The sequence below is a fragment of the Pseudomonas sp. USHLN015 genome (assembly GCF_037153275.1).
GTDB classification, from domain to species: domain Bacteria; phylum Pseudomonadota; class Gammaproteobacteria; order Pseudomonadales; family Pseudomonadaceae; genus Metapseudomonas; species Metapseudomonas tohonis.
In genome coordinates, this window is sequence record NZ_JBBCKP010000004.1 from 127,564 (window position 1) to 148,236 (window position 20,673).

A 20,673-nucleotide genomic window follows, 5' to 3' on the forward strand; every position below is an offset into this window, starting at 1 on the left:
TTTGCCCGACTTCCGGGCAAATGACGTCGCGTGCGACTCGGCCTTTCGCCGATCGGTTCCGGCCCGATGAACCGCACGGGCACGCTTCAGACTCCATTCAGATTGGCTGCGGATACTCGCCCCCATCGAAACGCACGTTGGGGGCCAGACATGATCCAGTCGCAATGGGAATCGTTGTTCCCGCTTCACTTCGGCAGCCTGGGGGAGCGCCACGCCTTCCTGGACCTGAACCTGCAGGGAGACCCGGGGCGCGCGGAGCTGGAGTCGTTCGTCCAGCGTGGCTTCAAACAGGCGCATGGTGCGGATATCCAGCACTTCCTGCCGGAGATGCTCGGACTCTACGACGGCCGCGGCACCCTCGACGCCGCCGTGGGCATCCGCCTGGCCAGCACCGGGCAACTGTTCCTCGAGCAGTACCTGGATGAGCCGATGGAGGCTGCGCTGGCGCCGCGGGTGGGGGAGGTGTCCCGGGCGGCCCTGGTCGAGGTCGGCAATCTCGCGTCGCTGTCGGCCGGTGGCGCACGGCTGCTGATCATCGCCGTGACCTGGCTGCTGGCGGCAAGAGGCCTGCGCTGGGTGGCGTTCACCGGCACCTCCACCCTGGTCAACAGCTTCCACCGCCTCGGGCTCGAACCCATGGTGCTGGGCCGCGCCGATGCCGAGCGCCTGGAGGACCCGGGCAGCAACTGGGGCACCTACTACGAGCAGCGCCCGCAGGTGTTCGCCGGGGACATCCAGCACGGCCATTCCGAGCTGGAGCGTCGAGGCGTCTTCCAGCGCCTGGGTTTCCCGCTGCTGCTGGGGGAGAACGGTAATGCGGCCTGATACCCGCTGGTTCCGCCAGCTCCTGGAACAGCATGCCGGGCGCGAGCCGCAACGTTGCGCGATACGTGGCATCGAACACCGCTACACCTATGCGCAACTGCTGGATGAGCTGGCGTTGCGCGAGTCGCGGCTCCGCGCGCAGCCGGCGGGGCCCATCGCGCTGCTCCTGGACAATGGCCCCGAGGCCCTGCTGTGGGACCTGGCCGCGTTGCTCAGCGAGCGCCCCTGCATCGTGCTGCCGCCGTTCTTCAGTGCTTCCCAGCGTGCGCATTGCCTGCAATTGAGCCAGACGCCACTGGTGCTCGCTGGCGAAGCGCTGACCGACGAGCTGCATGCGCTGGGCTACCTGTTCAGCGAGGGATTCTGGAAGCGCCCGGTGAGCTCCCCGGCGTTGCTGCCGGCGACCACTGCCAAGATCACCTACACCTCCGGCAGCACCGGCACGCCCAAGGGGGTATGCCTGTCGGCCGAGTCGCTGCTGCGTGTCGCGCGGGAGCTCGAAGCCGCCAGTCGCTCCACGGGGCCTAGCCGCTACCTGGCGGTGCTGCCGCTGGGCGTGCTGCTCGAGAACCTGGGCGTCTACGCGGCGCTGATCGCCGGCGCCGAGGTGACGCTGCTGCCCCTGGACCAACTGGGCATGAGCGGGGCCAGCGGCATCGACCTCAAGCGGCTGCTGAGCTGCATCCTGCTCAGTGGCGCGCAGAGCCTGATCCTCGTGCCCCAACTGTTGCTGGGCCTGGTCACGGCCATCGAGCGCGGGCTCACGCAGATCGGTGCATTGCGCTTCGTCGCGGTGGGCGGGGCGCGGGTCTCGGCGAGCCTGCTGGCGCGTGCCCAGGCCATCGGCTTGCCGGTGTTCGAGGGCTACGGCCTCTCCGAGTGCGCGTCCGTGGTCTGCCTCAATCGCCCGGAGGCCAACCGCCCCGGTACGGTCGGGCGTCCGCTGCCCCATGTCGAGGTGCGCCTGGCCGAGGATGGCGAGGTGCTGGTGCGTGGCTCGACCCTGCTCGGCTACCTGGGAGAGCCGCCGCCGGATTCTCCTTGGTGGCCGACCGGCGACCTGGGGCACTTCGATGAGGAGGGCTACCTGCACATCCTGGGCCGCAAGAAGAACCAGTTCATCACCAGCCTCGGTCGCAACGTCAACCCGGAGTGGGTCGAGGCCGAGCTGACCCAGGACGGCACCATCCTCCAGGCCTACGTCCAGGGGGAGGGGCTCGCCCACAACCTGGCGCTGCTCTGGCCGCTGTCGCCGGAGACGACCGACGCGCAGCTGGAGGCCGCCGTGCAGCGCTGCAACCGCGAGTTGCCCGACTACGCCCGGGTGCACCGCTGGGTGCGGCTGGCCGAACCCTTCACATCCGCCAACGGCCTGCTCACCGGTAACGGCCGGCCGCGTCGCGAAGCGATCTACGTCCGTTACCAGACCCTTCTCAACCAACTCGCCAACGAATGAGGCCCACCATGTCTTTCTTCGACTCGCTGCAAGCTGCAACCCATGAGGAGCGCCAGACCCTTTTCGGCGTCCCGGTGATCCGCGATGCCCTGGGCGGAACCGTCAGCCTGGAGGGCTACATCGCCTTCCTGACCCAGGCCTACTACCACGTCCGCCACACGGCGCCCCTGATGATGGCCTGCGGTGCGCGCCTGCCCAGCCGGCTCGAGTGGCTGCGCAAGGCGGTGTGCGAATACATCGACGAGGAGTACGGCCACGAGCAGTGGATCCTCAATGACATCGAGGTCTGCGGCGGCGACCCCGAGCAGGTGCGCAACGGCAGCCCGTCGCTTCCCATCGAGCTGATGGTGGCCTACCTCTACGACACCATCGCGCGGCACAACCCGGTCGGGCTCTTCGGCATGGTCAACGTGCTGGAGGGCACCAGCATCGCCCTGGCCACCCATGCGGCGGGCAGCATCCGCACGTCCCTCGGCCTGCCCGCCAATGCCTTCAGCTACCTGAGCTCCCACGGCGAGCTGGACCAGGACCACATGGCCACCTACCGCCAGTTGATGGACCGCCTCGACCAGCCGGAGGACCAGCAGGCCGTCATCAAGACCTCCAGGGTCGTCTACGGGCTCTATGCGGACATGTTCCGTGGCCTGCCGCGCGCCAGCGTCCGCGACGAGGTGCGTCATGCGCTTGTCTGACTGCCGTGCCGTGCTCACCGGCGCCAGCGGGGGCATCGGCCTGCAGTTGGCCGGGCAGTTGTGCGAGGCGGGTGCCCAGGTCCTGGCGGTGAGTCGCCACGAGGGCAGCCTGGCGGCGCTGCGCCAGCGCTTCCCCAACCAACTGCGCTGGCAGGAGGCCGACCTCAACCAGGCATCCGGACGCCAGGATGTGCTGAGTGCTGCCTGGCAGATGGGCGGGACCAACCTGCTGATCAACGCAGCGGGGATCAATCACTTCGCGCTGTTCGAACAGGCCAGCGAGGAGGGCATCGCGGAGCTGCTCGACCTCAACGTCAAGGCGACCCTGCAGCTGACCCGCCTGCTGCTGCCGCTGCTGCGCCGGCAGGAGCACGCGCTGATCACCAACATCGGCTCCACCTACGGCTCGATCGGCTACCCCGGCTATGCGGCCTACTGCGCCAGCAAGTTCGCCCTGCGCGGTTTCTCGGAAGCCCTGCGCCGCGAGCTGGCGGACACGGCGGTGGATGTCCTCTATGTCGCGCCGCGCGCCACCCGCACCGCGATGAACGGCGCTGCCGCCAGGGCGCTCAACGATGCCCTCAAGGTCGGCACCGACGATCCCGGCGATGTCGCCGTCGCGGTGCTGGAAGCGATCGAGCGCAATCTCCGCGAGCTCTACCTGGGCTGGCCGGAGAAACTCTTCGTGCGCCTGAACCACCTGCTGCCGGGGCTGGTCGACCGTGCCCTGCGCAAGCAGCTGCCATTGATTCGTCACCACAGCCGCCCGGGGGCGGGGGAGATCGGCAAATGAAACGACTGATGCTCATCGGCCTGCTTTTCGCTTCATCCTTCGCCTTCGCCCTGGATGAAGCGGGTCAGCAGCGCCTGGCGGATATCCAGACGCGCTGGGCGCAGATCCAGTACCGCACGGCCGAGGCGGAACGTGCTGCGGCCTTCGCCAGGCTGGCTGCCGACACCCAGGCGTTCGCCCGCCAGCAGCCGACCGCCGCCGAGGCCTGGATCTGGAACGGTATCGTCACCAGCAGCTGGGCCGGCGCCGAAGGTGGCCTCGGGGCGCTGGGCAAGGTGAAGGACGCCCGGGCCAGCCTCGAAAAGGCGCTGGCGCTGGACCCCAGGGCCCTGCAGGGTTCCGCCTACACCAGCCTGGCCGCCCTCTATGATCGAGTCCCCGGCTGGCCCATCGGCTTCGGCGATGCCGAGAAGGCCGAGACGCTGCTCCAGGAAGCGCTGCGCCTGAATCCCGACGGCATCGACAGCCTGTATTTCTGGGGGGATCACCTGTACCGTCAGGACCGCTTCGCCGAGTCGAGGCAGGCCCTGGAGCGCGCACTGCAGGCCGCTCCCAGGCCCGGTCGCGAGCTGGCTGACCAGGGGCGGCGGGAGGAGATCAATGCTTTACTCAAGACCCTCAAGGACAAATAGGACTGGGCATGCGCCTGTTGCTGGTTGAAGACGACACTGCGTTGGGGGAGGGCCTGCGGACGGGCCTTCGCGAGGAGGGGTACACCATCGACTGGCTGCAGGATGGCGCCAGCGCATTGCATGCACTGACCCAGGAGAACTTCGACCTGGTGATTCTCGATCTCGGCCTGCCGCGGATGGATGGCATCAATGTGCTCAAGCGCCTGCGTGGCAGCGGGTCGGTGCTCCCCGTGCTGGTGCTCACGGCGCGCGATGGCATGGAGGATCGCATCGCCGGCCTCGACGCGGGCGCCGACGACTACCTGATCAAGCCCTTCGACCTCAACGAACTCAAGGCGCGGTTGCGCGCCCTGCTGCGTCGCAGCAGCGGTCGCGCCAAGGTGCTGATCGAACACGGCGGCGTCAGTCTCGATCCCGTCTCGCAGCAGGTCCACTACCAGGGCCGGCCTGTCCTGCTGACCCCGCGCGAATACCTGCTGCTGCACGAGCTGCTGGCGCAACCCGGGAAGGTGTTCAGCCGCGAGCGCCTGACCCAGCTGCTGTATGGCTGGGACGAGGAGGCGGAGAGCAACACCCTTGAGGTGCACATCTATCACCTGCGCAAGAAGTTGTTCAGCGAGCTGATACGGACCGTCCGCGGGATCGGTTACCTGGTGGAAAACAGACTATGACGTCGTTGCGGCAACGCACCCTCTGGCGGGTGGTGATCCTGCTTATCCTCGGTACCGGCCTCCTGGCGCACTACAACTACCGCGACAGCAGCCACGAGATCGCCGAGGTCTACGATGCCCATCTGGCCCAGAACGCTCGCCTGCTGCAGGGGGTGATGAGCCTGCCGCTCGCGCCCGCCGACCGGGGGCGGCTCTACGATGCGTTCGACGAGGCCCTGCGCCAGGCCGGCAGACCGGGTGTCGGGCACCCCTACGAGAACAAGCTGGCGTTCCAGGTCTGGCGCGACGGTGGCGAGCTTCTGGTCCATACGCCCAGTGCGCCACGGATCGACCCTTCGCAACGCCTTCCGGGCTTTTCCGACATCGTCATCGAGGGCAAGCAGTGGCGTGGTTTCCTGCTGCCGGTGCCGGCGCAGCAGGTGTCGATCTGGGTGGGTGAGCGCAAGGATGTCCGCGGCGACCTGGTCGGGCGCATCGTCCGCCATACCCTGTTGCCGTTCCTGTTCGGCGCTCTGGTGCTGGCACTGCTGGTGTGGTTCGCCATCGGCTCGGGGCTGCAGCCTCTGCAGAACATGGCGAACGTCATCCGCGGGCGCCATGCCAAGTCGCTCGAGCCCCTGCAACTGGCGCCCCTGCCCAGCGAACTGGAGCCGATGCAGGCCGCCATCAACCGGCTGCTCAGCCAGGTCGCCGACCTGCTCAAGCGTGAGCAGCGCTTCATCGCCGACGCGGCCCATGAGATGCGCACCCCGCTGGCCATTCTCCGCCTGCATGCACAGAACGTGGAGGAGGCCCGGACCGAGGAAGACCGGGCCCGGGCGCTGGGCTTTCTGATCGGCGGGGTGGATCGGCTGAGCCGGGTGGTGAACCAGTTGCTCACCCTGGCGCGGATCGAGCCGCGGCTCGGCCAGCGCCACCTGGAGGATGTCGACCTGGCCAAGGTCGCCATGGACACGCTGGTGGAGATGACGCCCTGGATACTGGAGCGCAACGTTGAGCCTGTGCTGGATATCGAGCCGGGCACCTGCCATGTCCGGGGCGACGCGATGAGCATCGGCATCGCCCTGCAGAACCTGGTCAGCAATGCGGTGAATTTCTCGCCGGTCGATGGCGTGGTGAAAGTCGGCCTCATCGTCCGCGAGGGGCATGTCGAGCTGTCGGTCGAGGACGAGGGGCCCGGTGTTCCGGCCGATCGCCTGGCGGTGGTGTTCGAACGCTTCTTCAGCGATGGCCACGAAGGGGGGGCCGGCCTCGGGCTGCCCATCGTGCGGACCATCATGGAACACCTGGGCGGCGCCGTCCGCCTGGAAAACCGGCCCGGCGGCGGAGCCCGGGCCACCCTGGAGTTTCCCTTCGCGGAGGCGGCCGGGCGCCCCGCAGCCTAGTGGGGCTCGTCGTCGCCCGGTAGCGGGCGGCGGCGGCCGGTGATCATCGAAAGCTGCAGGTTGTCGCGTACGCGCAGGCTTTCGAACACGGCGGCGGCCACGTGCAGCGACACGAGCAGGGCCAGGCCGTTGGCGATCCAGCGATGCGCATCCTCCGGCCATTCGGCGCCCCACAGCGCATCGACTTCCTGCATCAGGTAGCCGGTGAGCCCGAGCAGTGCCATGGACAGCATCATCAGGATCATCACCAGCGCGCCGAGGGGCGAATGCCCCAGGCGGTGGTGCGGCGCGCCGCTGCGCAGGGCGCGCAGGTGCGTGGCGAGGCGTCCGGGGGTGGGCCAGAAGTCGCGCCAGCGGGCACTGCGTGGGCCGATGAAACCCCACGGCACCCGGACCAGCAGGCAGAAGCAGGCGTAGTAGCCCAGCCAGGTGTGCCAGGCGTCGCCTTCCTCGGTGAACAGGTAGTTGGCGAAGAAGGCGCCGGCGACCGAGGCATGGAACACGCGGACGACGGGGTCCCAGAGCCGGATGGTCGCTCCGCCCATCAGTTTTCCACCCGGCTCTTGACCGGCTGGCCGGTGACCGGGTCGTGATAGATCTCGACCTTGCGCTTGTCCTTGTCGAAGCCGTAGATCTCATAGCAGTTGCCGGAGGTGATCTTGAACTTGCTGATCTGGTAGCCCTGTTCCTTCAGCTGTGCCTGGAATTGCTCGGGGTCCTTCCAGGTGGAGCGTTCGGCGGTGGTGCACTGGGGGGAGGCGAGGGCCGCGGTGCTGGCGATGAGCAGGGCGGGAAGCAGCAGGTAGCGCATGATGAAGTCCTCGATGGAGTGGGGAGGCTTCACTCTGCGCGTCGAAGCTTAAGGGATTCTGAGGGGGGCGATATCGACATTCCGGCGCGGTTGAGGGAGGCTGTGCCGCCTGAATTTCTCCTGGCGCCCGGGGTCAGCTCTTGCAGGGGGCGATTCGCGCCAGGGTTTCGACGGTGCGGTGCCCCGGATGGAAAGCCCGTTGCGCACCCTGGCGCAGGGACGCCACGCGCGGCAGCGGCTCGTGCGGGCGCGCTGGCAGGCGTTCGAGGGTGTGCGGCGGGCTACGGGGGCGGCCCGGATTGGCGGCGGAGTACGTGATGGCGCGGAAGCTGCATCGCTGCGCCGAGTGCCGGTTTTTCGTCGCCGGCCGTGGAGGATTGAGAATGCGTAGTTTGATGCTGTTGCTGGCGCTGCTGGCCCTCGGGGGCTGCATGAAGGTCAGCGACATGACCCTCGGCGCTCGCGAGCAGATGAGCGACGCCGGGCTGCTGGATCACAGCGAGACCTATCGCTCGATGTCCTGGCGGCTGCAGCCGGATTCGTTCATCTACATCGCCCAGAGCAGTTTCATGCCCCAGGGCGGCACCCACACCAAGGCGAACGTGGTGGCCGAGGAGGCCTTCAAGGGGTTCGTCGAATACTTCCCGCTGGTGCGCCGTGCGAGCCAGCCGGTGAGCCTGGAGCAGGCGATGAGCGAGGCCCGTTCGCTCGGGGCCAACTACCTGCTGTACAGCCGCTTCGCCGATGCCGATGATCGCATCGGCACGCTGGAGGAGTGGGAGGACCAGGAGGCGCTGGACCGGCTCGGCGTCGACAATGGCGTGATCCAGCTGATGCTGATCGAGACCGGCAACCGCTATCTGGTGGACACGGCGCGCATCACCCATCGCGGTGGCCTGTTCACCTTCCATGACCAGAAGCCCGAGGACCTGATCGGGCCGCCGTTGAGACAATATGCGCGCAGCCTCATGGGGCTGAGCCGCTGAGGAGGATGTGATGAACGACCCGGGCAAGGCCGGCGATCTGCTGGCGCAGATTCCCAAGGAGAAGGGGCTGCCGCCGGTGCACCTGTGGAACCCCGATTTCTGCGGCGATATCGACATGCGCATCGCCCGCGACGGGACCTGGTACTACCTGGGCACGCCCATCGGCCGCAAGCCGATGGTCAGGCTGTTTTCCACCATCATCCGCCGCGATGGCGACGACTATTTCCTGGTCACGCCGGTGGAGAAGGTCGGCATCACCGTCGACGACGCGCCCTTCGTGGCGGTGAGCGTCGAGGTGAGCGGGGAGGGCGAGGCGCAGGTGTTGCGCTTCGTCACCAATGTCGAGGACGAGGTGGAGGCGGGCGCCGAGCACCCGATCCGTGTCGAGACCGACCCGGTCACCCAGGAGCCGGCGCCCTACGTTCATGTGCGCACCAACCTGGAGGCGCTGATCCATCGCAATGTCTTCTACCAGTTGGTGGAGCTGGCGGTGGTGCGCGAGGTCGATGGTCGCAACTGGCTGGGCCTGTGGTCGGGTGGGCAGTTCTTCCCGATCGGCGAGGAGCCTTGACCGGGGCTTTTCCCGCAGGCAACAAAAAAGGCCCCGAGGGGCCTTTTTCGTTCGTCGCGCTTACATGTTGGGGTAGTTCGGGCCACCGGTGCCTTCGGGCGCGACCCAGGTGATGTTCTGGGCCGGGTCCTTGATGTCGCAGGTCTTGCAGTGGACGCAGTTCTGCGCGTTGATCTGGAAGCGCTTCTCGCCGTCTTCCTGGGTCACCACCTCGTATACGCCGGCCGGGCAGTAACGCTGCGCGGGCTCGTCGTAGAGCGGCAGGTTCTTGGCGATCGGGATGCTCGGGTCGGTGAGCTTCAGGTGGCAGGGTTGTTCCTCTTCATGGTTGGTGTTGGAGAGGAATACCGAGCTCAGCTTGTCGAAGCTGAGTTTGCCGTCGGGTTTCGGGTAGTTGATCTTCGGCGCTTCGCTGGCCTTCTTCAGGCAGGCGTGGTCCGGCACGTTGTCGTGCAGGGTGAAGGGGATCTTGCCGCCGAAGATGTTCTGGTCCAGCCAGTTGATGCCGCCGCCGATGACCGGGCCGAACTTGTGCAGCGCGGCACCGAAGTTGCGGCTGCGGAACAGCTCGTCATACAGCCAGCTGGCCTTGAACGCGTCGACGTAGGTGGTCAGCTCGTCGCCGCCTTCCTTGCCGCCCAGCAGCGCTTCGGCCACCGCTTCGGCCGCGAGCATGCCGGACTTCATGGCGGTGTGGCTGCCCTTGATCTTGGCGAAGTTCAGGGTGCCCAGGTCGCAGCCGATCAGCGCGCCGCCCTTGAAGACCATCTTCGGCAGCGAGTTCAGGCCGCCCTTGCAGATGGCACGGGCACCGTAGGCCACGCGCTTGCCACCTTCCAGGTACTGCTTGATCACCGGGTGGTGCTTGTAGCGCTGGAATTCGTCGAAGGGCGACAGGTGCGGGTTGGAGTAGGACAGGTCGACGATCAGGCCGACCACCACTTGGTTGTTCTCCAGGTGATAGAGGAAGGAGCCACCGGTGTTGTCGGTGCCCATGATCGACAGCGGCCAGCCGGCGGTGTGCACCACCAGGCCCTGCTCGTGCTTGGCCGGGTCGATGTCCCAGATTTCCTTGATGCCGATGCCGTAGTGCTGGGCGTCGGCTTCGGAGTCCAGGTTGTATTTCTTGATCAGTTGCTTGCCGATGTGGCCACGGCAGCCTTCGGCGAACAGGGTGTACTTGCCACGCAGTTCCATGCCGGGGGTGTAGTAGCCTTCCTTCGGATGGCCTTCGCGATCCACGCCGAGGTCGCCGGTGATGATGCCGCGTACCACGCCGTTCTCGTCGATCAGCGCTTCCTGGGCGGCGAAGCCCGGGTAGATCTCGACGCCCAGGCCTTCGGCCTGCTGGGCCAGCCAGCGGCACAGGTTGCCCAGGGAGATGATGTAGTTGCCCTCGTTGTGCATGGTCTTGGGCACGAAGAGGTCGGGGATCTTGATCGCGCCTTCGGCATCCTTGAGCATATAGATGTCGTCGCGCTTGACCGGGGTGTTCAGCGGGGCGCCGAGTTCCTTCCAGTCAGGGAACAGCTCGTTCAGCGCACGCGGCTCGAACACGGCACCCGAGAGGATGTGGGCGCCGACTTCGGAACCTTTCTCGACCACGCATACGCTGATCTCCTGACCAGCTTCGGCGGCCTTCTGCTTCAGTCGGCAGGCGGCGGACAGGCCAGCAGGGCCGGCGCCGACGATGACGACGTCGAATTCCATGTATTCGCGTTCCACAGTCATTCTCCTCAAGGCTCTCTTCGATGTTTTATGTGGGAGGGCTAGGCTCGATCCCTGACCAGAGCTGGCGCATTATATCCACACCCTTTGGCCGGTCCAATACAAACGTTTGTTTGAATTTTGTAGAAGCCTGATAGGATAAGGCTCTGCGGCTTATGGCGGGGTATTTTCCCGTATTGACCGGATTAGGCGTTACGGTCAAGATACGGGCGGTTTTGCGCTCGCCGTATGGGCTGACCGTCGGTTCCGGCCGACGAGCATCACCCGCCAGAGGCTCGTCCTTGGCGACATTCTTATTCACCGGAGAGTAACGAGGAATCCATGAAGGTTCTTGTAGCTGTCAAACGAGTGGTCGACTACAACGTCAAGGTTCGCGTCAAGGCGGACAACTCCGGCGTCGACCTCGCCAACGTCAAGATGTCGATGAACCCCTTCTGCGAAATCGCCGTGGAAGAAGCCGTCCGTCTGAAGGAAAAAGGCGTGGCGAGTGAAATCGTCGTCGTCACCATTGGCCCGGCCACTGCTCAAGAGCAGCTGCGTACCGCCCTGGCCCTCGGTGCTGACCGCGCCATCCTGGTCGAAAGCGCCGAAGAGCTCAGCTCCCTGGCCGTCGCCAAGCTGCTGAAGGCCGTCGTCGACAAGGAACAGCCCCAGCTGGTGATCCTTGGCAAGCAGGCCATCGACAGCGACAACAACCAGACCGGCCAGATGCTGGGTGCCCTCACCGGCTACGCCCAGGGCACCTTCGCCTCCAAGGTCGAAGTCGCCGGCGACAAGGTCAACGTCACCCGCGAGATCGACGGCGGCCTGCAGACCGTAGCCCTGAACCTGCCGGCTATCGTCACCACCGACCTGCGCCTGAACGAGCCGCGCTACGCGTCGCTGCCGAACATCATGAAAGCCAAGAAGAAGCCTCTGGACACCGTCACCCCGGACGCCCTGGGTGTTTCCACCGCTTCCACCGTCAAGACCCTGAAAGTCGAAGCGCCTGCTGCCCGCAGCGCCGGCATCAAGGTCAAGTCCGTGGCTGAACTGGTCGAGAAACTGAAGAACGAGGCGAAGGTAATCTAAATGACTATCCTGGTTATCGCTGAACACACCAATGCCGCCCTGGCCGCTGCCACGCTGAACACCGTTGCCGCTGCCCAGAAGATCGGTGGCGACATCCACGTCCTGGTCGCTGGTGCCGGTGTCGGCGCCGCTGCCGAAGCCGCCGCCAAGGTCGCTGGCGTTTCCAAGGTCCTGGTTGCCGACAACGCCGCCTTCGCTCATCAGCTGCCGGAAAACGTCGCGCCGCTGATCGCCGAGCTGGGCAAGGGCTACAGCCACATCCTGGCTCCCGCCACCACCAACGGTAAGAACTTCCTGCCGCGCGTCGCCGCCCAGCTGGACGTCGACCAGATCTCCGAGATCATCGCGGTCGAAAGCGCCGATACCTTCAAGCGCCCGATCTACGCCGGTAACGCCATCGCCACCGTGCAGTCCTCGGCTTCGGTCAAGGTCATCACCGTGCGCACCACCGGTTTCGACGCCGTTGCCGCCGAAGGCGGTTCCGCTGCCATCGAAGCCGTCGGCGCCGGTAGCGACGCTGGCAAGTCCGCCTTCGTTGGCGAGGAACTGGCCAAGTCCGACCGTCCGGAACTGACCGCAGCCAAGATCGTCGTTTCCGGCGGCCGCGGCATGCAGAACGGCGACAACTTCAAGCACCTGTACGCGCTGGCCGACAAGCTGGGCGCTGCCGTCGGCGCTTCCCGCGCTGCCGTCGACGCCGGTTTCGTGCCGAACGACATGCAGGTCGGCCAGACCGGCAAGATCGTCGCTCCGCAGCTGTACATCGCGGTCGGCATCTCCGGTGCCATCCAGCACCTGGCGGGCATGAAGGACTCCAAGGTCATCGTCGCCATCAACAAGGACGAAGAAGCCCCGATCTTCCAGGTGGCTGACTACGGCCTGGTGGCTGACCTGTTCGAAGCCGTACCGGAGCTGGAAAAACTGGTCTGATCCAGCTTTCCGCACCCACGAAAAACCCGCTCATCGAGCGGGTTTTTTGTTGCCCGGGGAATCACTGCGAATCGAGGAAGGCCTTGTAGTGCGAGGCTGTTTCGGCGGGGCGTTCGATCATCGGCACGTGGCCGCAGTCCTTCATCACCACCACGCTGGGCTTGGCCAGCAATGGCTTCATCACCTCGATGCTGGAGACATCCAGGACGCGGTCGCGGTCGCCCCAGAGCAGCAGGGTAGGGGCGGTGATCTTCGGAAGCTCCGGTTCCAGCGGCACGTAGCGCTGCACCAGATGCTGGAACACCTGATCGTAATGTTCGCGGTTGGCCACCGCCTGCTCGGCGAGATAGCGCTTGAGGGAGCCGGGGATCGCCGGTTTCTCGACGAAGACGAAATCCATCAACGGGTCGTAGTCCGCGACCGAGGCCACCACCAGCGGGTTGGCATCGCCGCGTTCCAGACGCTCGTACAGCTCGCTCTTGTGCGGGGCGGTGATCCCGGCGTTGTCGAACAGCGCCAGCGAGCGCACCTGCTGTGGATAACGCGCGGCGTAGAGGGCGACGATGTGCCCGCCCATGGAATTGCCCACCAGGTGCACCTTGCCCGCGCCCAGCGTGGCGATGAAGGAGGCCAGGCGCTCGGCCTGGGTGCCGACGTCGTAGCTGCCGGCCGGGCGGCTGCTGTCGCCGAAGCCCGGAAGGTCCGGGACGATCACGTGGTAGCGCTCGGTGAAGTGTCGCGCCATGCGCAGCCAGTTGTCCTTGTTGGCCCCGAAACCGTGGACCATGACGATGGTTTCGCCGCTGGCCGGGCCACCCTCGTAGTAGGCGATATCCAGGTCGCCGACCGTCACGTTGCGGGTGGACAGCCCCGCCAGCTGGCACTCCACGAAACGTGCCGTGGTCATCAGGGCGGCGGGGGAGAAGTACAGGGTGGCAGCCAGGGCTGCCAGCACCGTCACAAGTCCGACAAGCAGTTTTTTCATGGCGCGTCCTTATCGCAAAAAATTATTGCAGTTCGCCTAAGCTAGCATGACGCTAGAGCGATGCAGCGCAGTGGCTGCATCGCCCAAACCAAGGTCCGGTCCAGGAAGTCCCTGATGCACATACGCCCCTTCATCGCTCCGTTGTTGCTGGTCCTGGCCACGCTGCCGGGGCTGGGTCATGCGGCTGGCAAGTGCGAGCGCCTGGTCGCCACGGGCAACCCCGAATATCCGCCCTACCTGTGGCGCGACCCGCAGAACCCCAAGCTGCTGGTCGGTGCCAACGCCGATCTGCTCAAGCGCCTGGGCGACGAACTCGGGTTGAAGATCGACATCCTTTATACCGGCCCCTGGTCCCGCGCCCAGGATGAGGTACGCACCGGTCGCGTGGACCTGATCGCCGGCGCCTTCCTCACCCTGCCGCGCCTGGAGACCATGGACTACATCCACCCGGCCTTCCTCGACACGCCCAGCGTCGTGTGGGTCAAGCGCGGCCACGGCTTCCCCTACGCCCAGTGGCAGGACCTGCTCGGCCATACCGGCGGCACCCTGGTGAACAACAGCTTCGGCCAGGCCTTCGACGCCTTCGCCAAGGCGAACCTGACCCTCGAAGAGGTCCCGAGCCTGACCCAGGCCTACCAGAAGCTCGTGCTGGAGCGCACCGAGTACGTGCTCTACGAGCATTACCCGGGCCTCGCCCTGGCCGATACCCTGGGCATGGCGGACGACCTCGAGGCGCTGGAACCGCCGATCTCCAGCGAGGGCCTGTACCTGACCCTGTCCCACAACTCGGCCTGCAACGATCCCTGGCTGCGCGGACAACTCGCGAAAAAAATGACAGAATTGACCGCCGCAGGTGTGCCGCAAGTCCTCTTGCAGCGCAATCTCGAGCGTTGGAAGGCCCAGCAGTTGCAGCCGGCCAGCGCCCCGAAACCCTAGGAATCCCTCGTGATCGAACAACGCATTCTGGCCCTCGGCCTGGCCGTCCTCGCGCTGGCCGGCTGTGCCAACGACCCCGCTCCCGTGGAGCAGCTCCGCCTCACCGAGCAGGCCGTGGCCCAGGCCCGCGCCGTGGGTGCGAGCGCCGAGCAGAGCCCCGACATGAAGCTGGCCGAAGAGAAACTCGCCCGCGCGCAGAAGAACATGGGCGAGCAGGACTACAAGCGTGCCCGCATCTTCGCCGAGCAGGCCGAACTGGATGCGCGCCTGGCCGAGTCCAAGGTGCTGACCGAGAAGAGCAAGGCCCAGTTGGCCGACCTCAGTGCCCGCATCAATCGCCTGCGCAAGCAACTGGGGGAATTGCAATGAGCCATCGCATCGCCCTCGGCGGCCTCCTGCTGGGCCTTGGCCTGTTGGCCGGCTGTGCCAGCCCGCAGCGCGCCGAAGACAGCCTGGAGGCCGCGCGTGCCCGCTTCCAGCAGGTGAAGGAAGACCCGGACGTGCTGCGCAGCGCGCCGAAGGACGTGATCCGCGCCGGCGAATCCCTGGCCCGCGCCGAGCGCCTGTCCAACTACCTGGGCAATGACCAGGATGTCGAGCACTACGCCTACCTCAGCCAGCGCTACAGCGAGATCGCCAGCCAGCACAGCGAGCTCAACCTCAACCAGGAGCGTGCCGCCAAGCTGCAGGTGGACCAGGAACGCCTGCAACTGGCCCTGCGCGAAGCCAAGCTGCTCAGCGTCCAGCAGCAGGGCGACTGGATGGAAGAACAGATGGTCAGCCTCGCCGCCACCGAGACCGACCGCGGCCTGGTGATGACCCTGGGCGACGTGCTGTTCGACACCGGGCGTGCGGAACTCAAGGCCTCGGCCAACCGCACGCTGCTCAAGCTGGTGCAGTTCCTCCAGATCAACCCGCGTCGCGTCGTGCGCATCGAGGGCTACACCGACAGCAGCGGTGCCCGAGAAGAGAACCTCGTCCTGTCTCGCGATCGTGCGCAGGCGGTGGCCGACGTGCTCGGCGACCTCGGCATCGATGCCAAGCGCATGGAAGTGGTGGGCTACGGCGAAGCCTTCCCCGTAGCCGAGAACGCCTCCTCCCACGGGCGGGCGCAGAACCGCCGCGTCGAGATCGTGTTCTCCGACGAGAAGGGCAAGCTCGGCGAGCGCCGCTGACGGCAAGCGTTCGAAAGACCCCGGCGGCTTCGGCCCCCCGGGGTTTTTTATTGCCCGTACAGCTGCGCCGGAAGCGGTGGGCCCGTCGGAGTGAAACGATACAGTCACTGGCGAAAGCGCACTGTATGGCCCACAATTCCACGCTCTGTACCGGTGCAATTTGTTACTGCTCGGGTACTGTTTCGGTCCAGTGAACCAGGTGCCGCCGCCATGACCAATCTGTTGCTCTATCAACGTATCGCCCAGCAACTGGCCGAAGACATCCGTCGCGGCGTTTACCAGCCTGGCGAGCGCGTGCCCTCGGTCCGCAAGATGAGTTCGCAGCTCAATGTCAGCCATGCCACCGTGCTGCAGGCCTACGCCAACCTGGAGGACCAGGGCCTGATCCGCGCGCGGCCGCAATCCGGCTTCTACGTGCACCAGACCCCGGCCCTGACCGCGTCCACCCCGGACATCGCCCGTGTCGAGCGCCCCGGCCTGGTCACCCGCGCGAGCATCATCAACCAGGTGCTCACCGAGTCCCGCCGCGAAGGCGTCTTCCCCCTGGGCGCCGCCGTGCCCCATGTGGACTACCTCCCGGTCCGCGCGCTGCACCAGCAACTGGCCAAGGTCACACGCTTCCACAGCCCGCGCGCCTTCAGCTACATGTTCAGCCCCGGCTTCGAGCCGCTGCGCCGCCAGGTGGCGATCCGCATGCGCGACGCCGGCGTGGTGGTCAACCCCACCGACGTGGTGATCACCCATGGCTGCGTCGATGCGCTGCAGATGAGCCTGCGCGTGCTGACCCGTCCCGGCGACCTGATCGCCGCCGAGTCGCCCACCTACTACGGCCTGCTGCAACTGGCGGACCTGCTCGGCCTCAAGGTCATCGAGATCCCCAGCGACCCCACCACCGGCATCAGTCTCGAGGCCCTGCAGCTGGCCGCCAACCAGTGGCCGATCAAGGCGCTGGTGCTCACCTCACGCCTGAGCAATCCCCTGGGTGGCACCATCCCCGAGGAGCGCCAGAAGCAGTTGCTGCGCCTGGCGTCGGACTTCGACATCCAGATCATCGAGGACGATATCTACGGTGAGCTGATGTTCGAGCAGGGCCCCTCCAAGGCGCTCAAGGCCCACGACCGCGAAGGGCGCGTGGTCTACTGCTCCAGCTTCTCCAAGACGCTGTCGCCGGGCGTGCGCATCGGCTGGATCATCGCCGGCAAGTACCAGGACGAGATCCAGCGCCTGCAGACCTTCAGCACCCATTCCGCCTGCAGCGTCACCCAGATGGGCGTCGCCGCTTACCTGGAGAACGGTGGCTACGACCGGCACCTGCGCTACATCCGCCAGGAGTACCGCAAGAACCTCACCGCCTTCCAGCTGGGTGTGCAGCAGTACTTCCCCGAAGGCACGCAGATGAGCCGGCCCAACGGCGGCTTCATCCTGTGGATCAGCCTGCCCGCCAAGGTCAACACCAAGGACCTGCACGTGCGCGCCTTGCAGCAGGGCATCAGCATCGCGCCGGGGCTCATCTTCAGTAACACCGAGCAGTTCAACCACTGCGTGCGGCTCAACTGCGGCATCCCGTGGAACCGCGAGGCGGAGCGCGCGATCATGACCCTCGGCATGCTCGCCAAGCAGCTGTGCCAGGAAGCCGGCAGCTTCTTCTGACACCAGGCGCGCCGGGCTGAAGCCCGGTGCCCTATTGTGGGAGCGGTTTCAACCGCGATGGCCTGGCACGGCGATCATCGCGAATGAATTCGCTCCCACGCCCCGCGCCCAGCCCGGAAATAATTTCATCACGCTTTAACCCGACCTGATCGCCGCCCCCGTCTACTGGTGCGTATGGACATTCCGTCCCCAGGAGACCCGCCATGACCACCCCCGCCGCACTGCTCCGCCAACCCCTCGCCGCCGGTTTCGCCGCCGGCCTGCTGCTCGCCCTGGCCGCCTGCCAGGGGCATGAATCCGGCACCACGCCCGGTGCAAGCGAGACCAAGGCCGAAGCCGAGGTCAGCGGTTCGGTGAGCGCCAACGACGACGCGCGCCTGCAGGAACTGGCCAAGCCCGCCGCCGAGCCGAATGCCGCCTATGCCCCGGCGCCGATGGCCAAGCGCGCGGCCCCCATCGCGGTGGCGGGTTCGATGGCCATGCCCGTGGCCGCCGCACCGCTCAGCGACGCCCTGGCCGCTGGCTACCGCGACGAGGGCCGCGAGCAATACGCGCATCTCGCCGACAACCCCATCCATGCCGTGGCCAGCGACCCGGTCTCCACCTTCAGCATCGACGTCGACACCGGCGGCTACGCCAACGTCCGGCGCTTCCTCAATGGCGGCCAGCTGCCGCCCAAGGACGCGGTGCGCCTGGAAGAGCTGGTCAACTACTTCCCCTACGCCTACCCGCTGCCCCAGGGCGACGTGCCCTTCGGCATCGGCACCGAGCTGGCGCGTTCGCCCTGGAACCCCGAGGCGCGCCTGCTGCGCATTGCCATCAAGGCCTCCGACACCCAGGTCGAGCAGTTGCCGCCGGCCAACCTGGTGTTCCTGGTCGACGTCTCCGGCTCCATGGACCGCCGTGACGGCCTGCCCATGGTGCAGGGCACCCTCAAGCTGCTAGTGGACCAGCTGCGCGCCGAGGACCGCGTCTCCCTCGTCACCTACGCCGGGGAGGCCCGCGTGGTGCTCGAATCCACGTCGGGCAGCGAGAAGGCGAAGATCCGCGCCGCCATCGACCAGCTCGCCGCCGGCGGCTCCACCGCAGGCGAGTCCGGCATCCAGATGGCCTATGCCCAAGCGCAGAAGGGCCTGGTGAAGAACGGCATCAACCGCATCCTCCTGGCCACCGACGGCGACTTCAACGTCGGCATCAGCGACTTCGAAAGCCTCAAGCAACTGGCCGCCGAGAAGCGCAAGGGCGGGGTCTCGCTGACCACCCTGGGCTTCGGCACCGACAACTACAACGAACAGCTGATGGAGCAACTGGCCGATGCCGGCGACGGCAACTACGCCTACATCGACAGCCTGCGTGAGGCGCGCAAGGTGCTGGTGGACCAGCTCAGCTCGACCCTCAAGGTGGTGGCCAAGGACGTCAAGCTGCAGGTCGAATTCAACCCCGCCCAGGTCAGCGAATACCGCCTGCTGGGCTACGAGAACCGCGCCCTCAAGCGCGAAGACTTCAGCAACGACAAGGTCGATGCCGGCGAGATCGGCGCGGGCCACACCGTCACCGCGCTCTACGAGATCGTCCCGGCCGGCGGCAAGGGCTGGCTGGAGCCGCTGCGCTACCAGCAGGCGCAGAAGGCCGATGGCAAGTCTTCCGAGCTGGCCTGGCTGCGCATCCGCTACAAGGCGCCGGGCAGCGAGCAGAGCAAGCTGCTGGAGCGTCCCATCGCCGCCGCCGAGGTGCCCGCGATCGCCGGGGCCAGCGAAGACCTGCGCTTCGCCGCCGCCGTGGCCGCCTTCGCCCAGCAGCTCAAGGGCGGGCAGTACACCGGCAGCTTCGGCTTCAACGACACCCTGGCGCTGGCCCGTGGCGCCCGTGGCGACGATCGCTTCGGCTTGCGCGGCGAATTCGTGCAACTGGTCGAACTCGCACAAAGCCTGCAAAATCCAACTCCTTCACAGGCACGGATCGAGTGACTTGAGCGAACCCATCACGGATGACGACGCCGCGCTGCTGCGGCGCTACCGACACGGCGATGCCGAGGCCTTTGGCGTGCTCTATGCACGCCATCGCCTCGGCCTCTACCGTTTTCTCTGCGGGCTGTGCGGCGACGCCGGCCTGGCCGAGGAGATCTTCCAGGAAACCTGGCTGAACCTGATCCGCAGCGCCACCGAGCAGCGCGAGCAGGTGGCGTTCAAGACCTGGCTCTACCAGATCGCCCGCAACCGCCTGATCGATCATTGGCGCAAGCACGGGCGGCTCCACGGGCGCGTCGACGAGTTCGACGAGCAGCTGCATGGCGATGCCCTGCCGGGGAGCAGCGACGACCCGGAGGAGCAGCTGAGCCTCAGCCGTGATCGCCAGCGCCTGCAGGCCGCGCTGGAGGAATTGCCCGGCGAGCAGCGCGAGGTGTTCCTGCTGCGCGCCCATGGCGACCTCGAACTGCACGAGATCGCCGAGATGACCCGCACGCCCGCCGAGACGGTGAAGAGCCGCCTGCGCTACGCGTTGCAGAAGCTACGTCGGTTGCTGGCCGATCCGGCCGCCACCGAGGAGGTATCCACATGAACCAGGAGCCACGCAAGCCGGATGGGCTGGAGCGCGACCTGCTCGCCCACTTCCGTGCCCATGACGCCGGCGAGCCTTCCGCCGAGCTGGATGCGCGCATCCTCGCCGCGGCCCGCGATGCCGTGCGTCCCGCGAGGCCAGGCCTGGGCGAGCGCCTGCACGCCTGGCTGTTCGGCCCCGGTGGCCGCCAGCGCTGGTCCGTAGCCTTCGCCGGCCTGGCCTGCCTGGGCATCGGCGTCAGCCTCACCTGGCGCAACCTCGATCGCCCCGGACTCGACCACGAAAGCGGCATCCCGGCCCCGGCGGCCATGGGGGCGCCTGCCCCCATCGTGCCCGTCGCCCCGGCCGCTGCGCCGATGGCCCGCGCAAGCGAGGCCACCGCCGTGGCGGGCAGCCTGGAGTCCGCGCCGGAGCCGGACGTGGCCGGCTATGCCACCGCGCCTGAACCGGCACCCGTGATGATCCGCGAAGCGAAGAAGATGGCCGCCTCGCGCCTGGCCGAAGAAGCCCAGCGCCAGGCGCCGGTGGCGGCCCTGGGCGATCAGGCCGACGTGCACGAGCAGGCCGCCGAGGCGCTGAAGGCCGAGGCCCCCGCGCTGGCCGCCAAGCCGCGCCCGGCGCCGGCCAAGGCCAAGGAGGAGACGCTCGTGGCACAGCTCGAAGAGCTGCTGGCGCTGCGCGAGAAGGGCGACACCCAGGCCGCCGACGCGCTGCTGGCGCGCCTGCGCCAGGATCACCCGCAACTGGATATCGAGGCCGAGCTGGAACGGCTCGGGGAACGCCGCTAGTCCGGCCCCGGCGGTGAACCAGCACCGCC

The 20,673-nt window shown here is 66.8% G+C and carries 22 protein-coding genes; 18 read left to right on the forward strand and 4 right to left on the reverse strand.

Going from position 1 to position 20,673, the window contains the following annotated elements:
• Window positions 1-150 precede the first annotated feature (150 nt).
• Genes WFQ67_RS09510 through WFQ67_RS09540 form a run of 7 tightly spaced genes read left to right on the forward strand, consistent with a single transcriptional unit; the run spans window position 151 to window position 6,454 of the window.
• Entirely contained in the window at window positions 151-825 is a 675-nt protein-coding gene (locus WFQ67_RS09510) for a thermostable hemolysin (protein WP_337056679.1), read from the forward strand.
• The gene (locus WFQ67_RS09515) at window positions 815-2,281 is read left to right on the forward strand and encodes an AMP-binding protein (RefSeq protein WP_213628952.1); all 1,467 of its coding nucleotides are present in this window, start codon (window positions 815-817) and stop codon (window positions 2,279-2,281) included. The genes WFQ67_RS09510 and WFQ67_RS09515 overlap by 11 nt, the downstream gene beginning before the upstream one ends.
• 8 nt (window positions 2,282-2,289) lie before the next feature.
• Entirely contained in the window at window positions 2,290-2,973 is a 684-nt protein-coding gene (locus tag WFQ67_RS09520; protein ID WP_173173855.1) for a TenA family transcriptional regulator, read from the forward strand.
• A complete protein-coding gene (locus tag WFQ67_RS09525; protein WP_213628954.1) occupies window positions 2,960-3,766 on the forward strand; it encodes an SDR family oxidoreductase in 807 nt (268 codons plus the stop codon). The genes WFQ67_RS09520 and WFQ67_RS09525 overlap by 14 nt, the downstream gene beginning before the upstream one ends.
• A complete protein-coding gene (locus tag WFQ67_RS09530) occupies window positions 3,763-4,398 on the forward strand; it encodes a tetratricopeptide repeat protein (protein ID WP_213628955.1) in 636 nt (211 codons plus the stop codon). The genes WFQ67_RS09525 and WFQ67_RS09530 overlap by 4 nt, the downstream gene beginning before the upstream one ends.
• A gap of 8 nt (window positions 4,399-4,406) precedes the next feature.
• The gene (locus WFQ67_RS09535; RefSeq protein WP_173173859.1) at window positions 4,407-5,069 is read left to right on the forward strand and encodes a response regulator; all 663 of its coding nucleotides are present in this window, start codon (window positions 4,407-4,409) and stop codon (window positions 5,067-5,069) included.
• Window positions 5,066-6,454, forward strand: coding sequence for a sensor histidine kinase (locus WFQ67_RS09540; RefSeq protein WP_213628956.1), 1,389 nt, complete (start codon window positions 5,066-5,068; stop codon window positions 6,452-6,454). Before WFQ67_RS09535 ends, WFQ67_RS09540 begins: the two co-directional genes overlap by 4 nt.
• Here the strand turns inward: WFQ67_RS09540 and WFQ67_RS09545 are convergent.
• Both WFQ67_RS09545 and WFQ67_RS09550 read right to left on the reverse strand, forming a co-directional pair.
• A complete protein-coding gene (locus WFQ67_RS09545) occupies window positions 6,451-6,999 on the reverse strand; it encodes a cytochrome b/b6 domain-containing protein (RefSeq protein WP_337056680.1) in 549 nt (182 codons plus the stop codon). The genes WFQ67_RS09540 and WFQ67_RS09545 overlap by 4 nt on opposite strands.
• Window positions 6,999-7,265 (reverse strand): PepSY domain-containing protein, encoded by a 267-nt coding sequence (locus WFQ67_RS09550; protein WP_111262439.1) that lies wholly within the window; start codon window positions 7,263-7,265, stop codon window positions 6,999-7,001. Before WFQ67_RS09550 ends, WFQ67_RS09545 begins: the two co-directional genes overlap by 1 nt.
• A gap of 383 nt (window positions 7,266-7,648) precedes the next feature.
• Here WFQ67_RS09550 and WFQ67_RS09555 point away from each other — a divergent pair, with 383 nt between their 5' ends.
• A complete protein-coding gene (locus WFQ67_RS09555; RefSeq protein ID WP_213628958.1) occupies window positions 7,649-8,251 on the forward strand; it encodes a DUF4823 domain-containing protein in 603 nt (200 codons plus the stop codon).
• A gap of 10 nt (window positions 8,252-8,261) precedes the next feature.
• Complete coding sequence (locus WFQ67_RS09560) at window positions 8,262-8,822, forward strand: DUF1285 domain-containing protein (protein ID WP_213628959.1); 561 nt, start codon at window positions 8,262-8,264, stop codon at window positions 8,820-8,822.
• 60 nt (window positions 8,823-8,882) lie between these two features.
• Here the strand turns inward: WFQ67_RS09560 and WFQ67_RS09565 are convergent, their stop codons facing one another.
• Window positions 8,883-10,547 (reverse strand): electron transfer flavoprotein-ubiquinone oxidoreductase, encoded by a 1,665-nt coding sequence (locus WFQ67_RS09565; RefSeq protein ID WP_173173869.1) that lies wholly within the window; start codon window positions 10,545-10,547, stop codon window positions 8,883-8,885.
• A gap of 324 nt (window positions 10,548-10,871) precedes the next feature.
• On the opposite strand from WFQ67_RS09565, the gene WFQ67_RS09570 reads away from it, so the two are divergent.
• Window positions 10,872-11,621: an electron transfer flavoprotein subunit beta/FixA family protein gene (locus WFQ67_RS09570; protein WP_111262406.1), complete on the forward strand. Its 750-nt coding sequence runs from the start codon at window positions 10,872-10,874 to the stop codon at window positions 11,619-11,621.
• Window positions 11,622-12,551 (forward strand): electron transfer flavoprotein subunit alpha/FixB family protein, encoded by a 930-nt coding sequence (locus WFQ67_RS09575; protein ID WP_111262405.1) that lies wholly within the window; start codon window positions 11,622-11,624, stop codon window positions 12,549-12,551. It abuts the gene before it with no gap.
• A 61-nt stretch (window positions 12,552-12,612) separates the two neighbouring features.
• Here the strand turns inward: WFQ67_RS09575 and WFQ67_RS09580 are convergent, their stop codons facing one another.
• A complete protein-coding gene (locus WFQ67_RS09580) occupies window positions 12,613-13,536 on the reverse strand; it encodes an alpha/beta fold hydrolase (protein ID WP_213628960.1) in 924 nt (307 codons plus the stop codon).
• A gap of 114 nt (window positions 13,537-13,650) precedes the next feature.
• On the opposite strand from WFQ67_RS09580, the gene WFQ67_RS09585 reads away from it, so the two are divergent.
• The 7 genes from WFQ67_RS09585 to WFQ67_RS09615 all read left to right on the forward strand — a co-directional run bounded on the left by WFQ67_RS09585 (window position 13,651) and on the right by WFQ67_RS09615 (window position 20,644).
• The gene (locus tag WFQ67_RS09585) at window positions 13,651-14,472 is read left to right on the forward strand and encodes a substrate-binding periplasmic protein (RefSeq protein ID WP_213628961.1); all 822 of its coding nucleotides are present in this window, start codon (window positions 13,651-13,653) and stop codon (window positions 14,470-14,472) included.
• A gap of 39 nt (window positions 14,473-14,511) precedes the next feature.
• Window positions 14,512-14,841, forward strand: a complete 330-nt coding sequence (locus tag WFQ67_RS09590) for a DUF4398 domain-containing protein (protein ID WP_173174050.1) — start codon at window positions 14,512-14,514, stop codon at window positions 14,839-14,841.
• Entirely contained in the window at window positions 14,838-15,647 is an 810-nt protein-coding gene (locus tag WFQ67_RS09595; RefSeq protein ID WP_213628962.1) for an OmpA family protein, read from the forward strand. The genes WFQ67_RS09590 and WFQ67_RS09595 overlap by 4 nt, the downstream gene beginning before the upstream one ends.
• A 210-nt stretch (window positions 15,648-15,857) precedes the next feature.
• Entirely contained in the window at window positions 15,858-17,297 is a 1,440-nt protein-coding gene (locus tag WFQ67_RS09600) for an aminotransferase-like domain-containing protein (RefSeq protein ID WP_111262401.1), read from the forward strand.
• A gap of 203 nt (window positions 17,298-17,500) precedes the next feature.
• Window positions 17,501-19,264: a vWA domain-containing protein gene (locus WFQ67_RS09605; protein ID WP_337056682.1), complete on the forward strand. Its 1,764-nt coding sequence runs from the start codon at window positions 17,501-17,503 to the stop codon at window positions 19,262-19,264.
• Window position 19,265: 1 nt separating this feature from the next.
• The gene (locus WFQ67_RS09610) at window positions 19,266-19,856 is read left to right on the forward strand and encodes an RNA polymerase sigma factor (RefSeq protein WP_337056683.1); all 591 of its coding nucleotides are present in this window, start codon (window positions 19,266-19,268) and stop codon (window positions 19,854-19,856) included.
• Window positions 19,853-20,644, forward strand: coding sequence for a hypothetical protein (locus WFQ67_RS09615; protein ID WP_337056684.1), 792 nt, complete (start codon window positions 19,853-19,855; stop codon window positions 20,642-20,644). Before WFQ67_RS09610 ends, WFQ67_RS09615 begins: the two co-directional genes overlap by 4 nt.
• Window positions 20,645-20,673 lie beyond the last annotated feature (29 nt).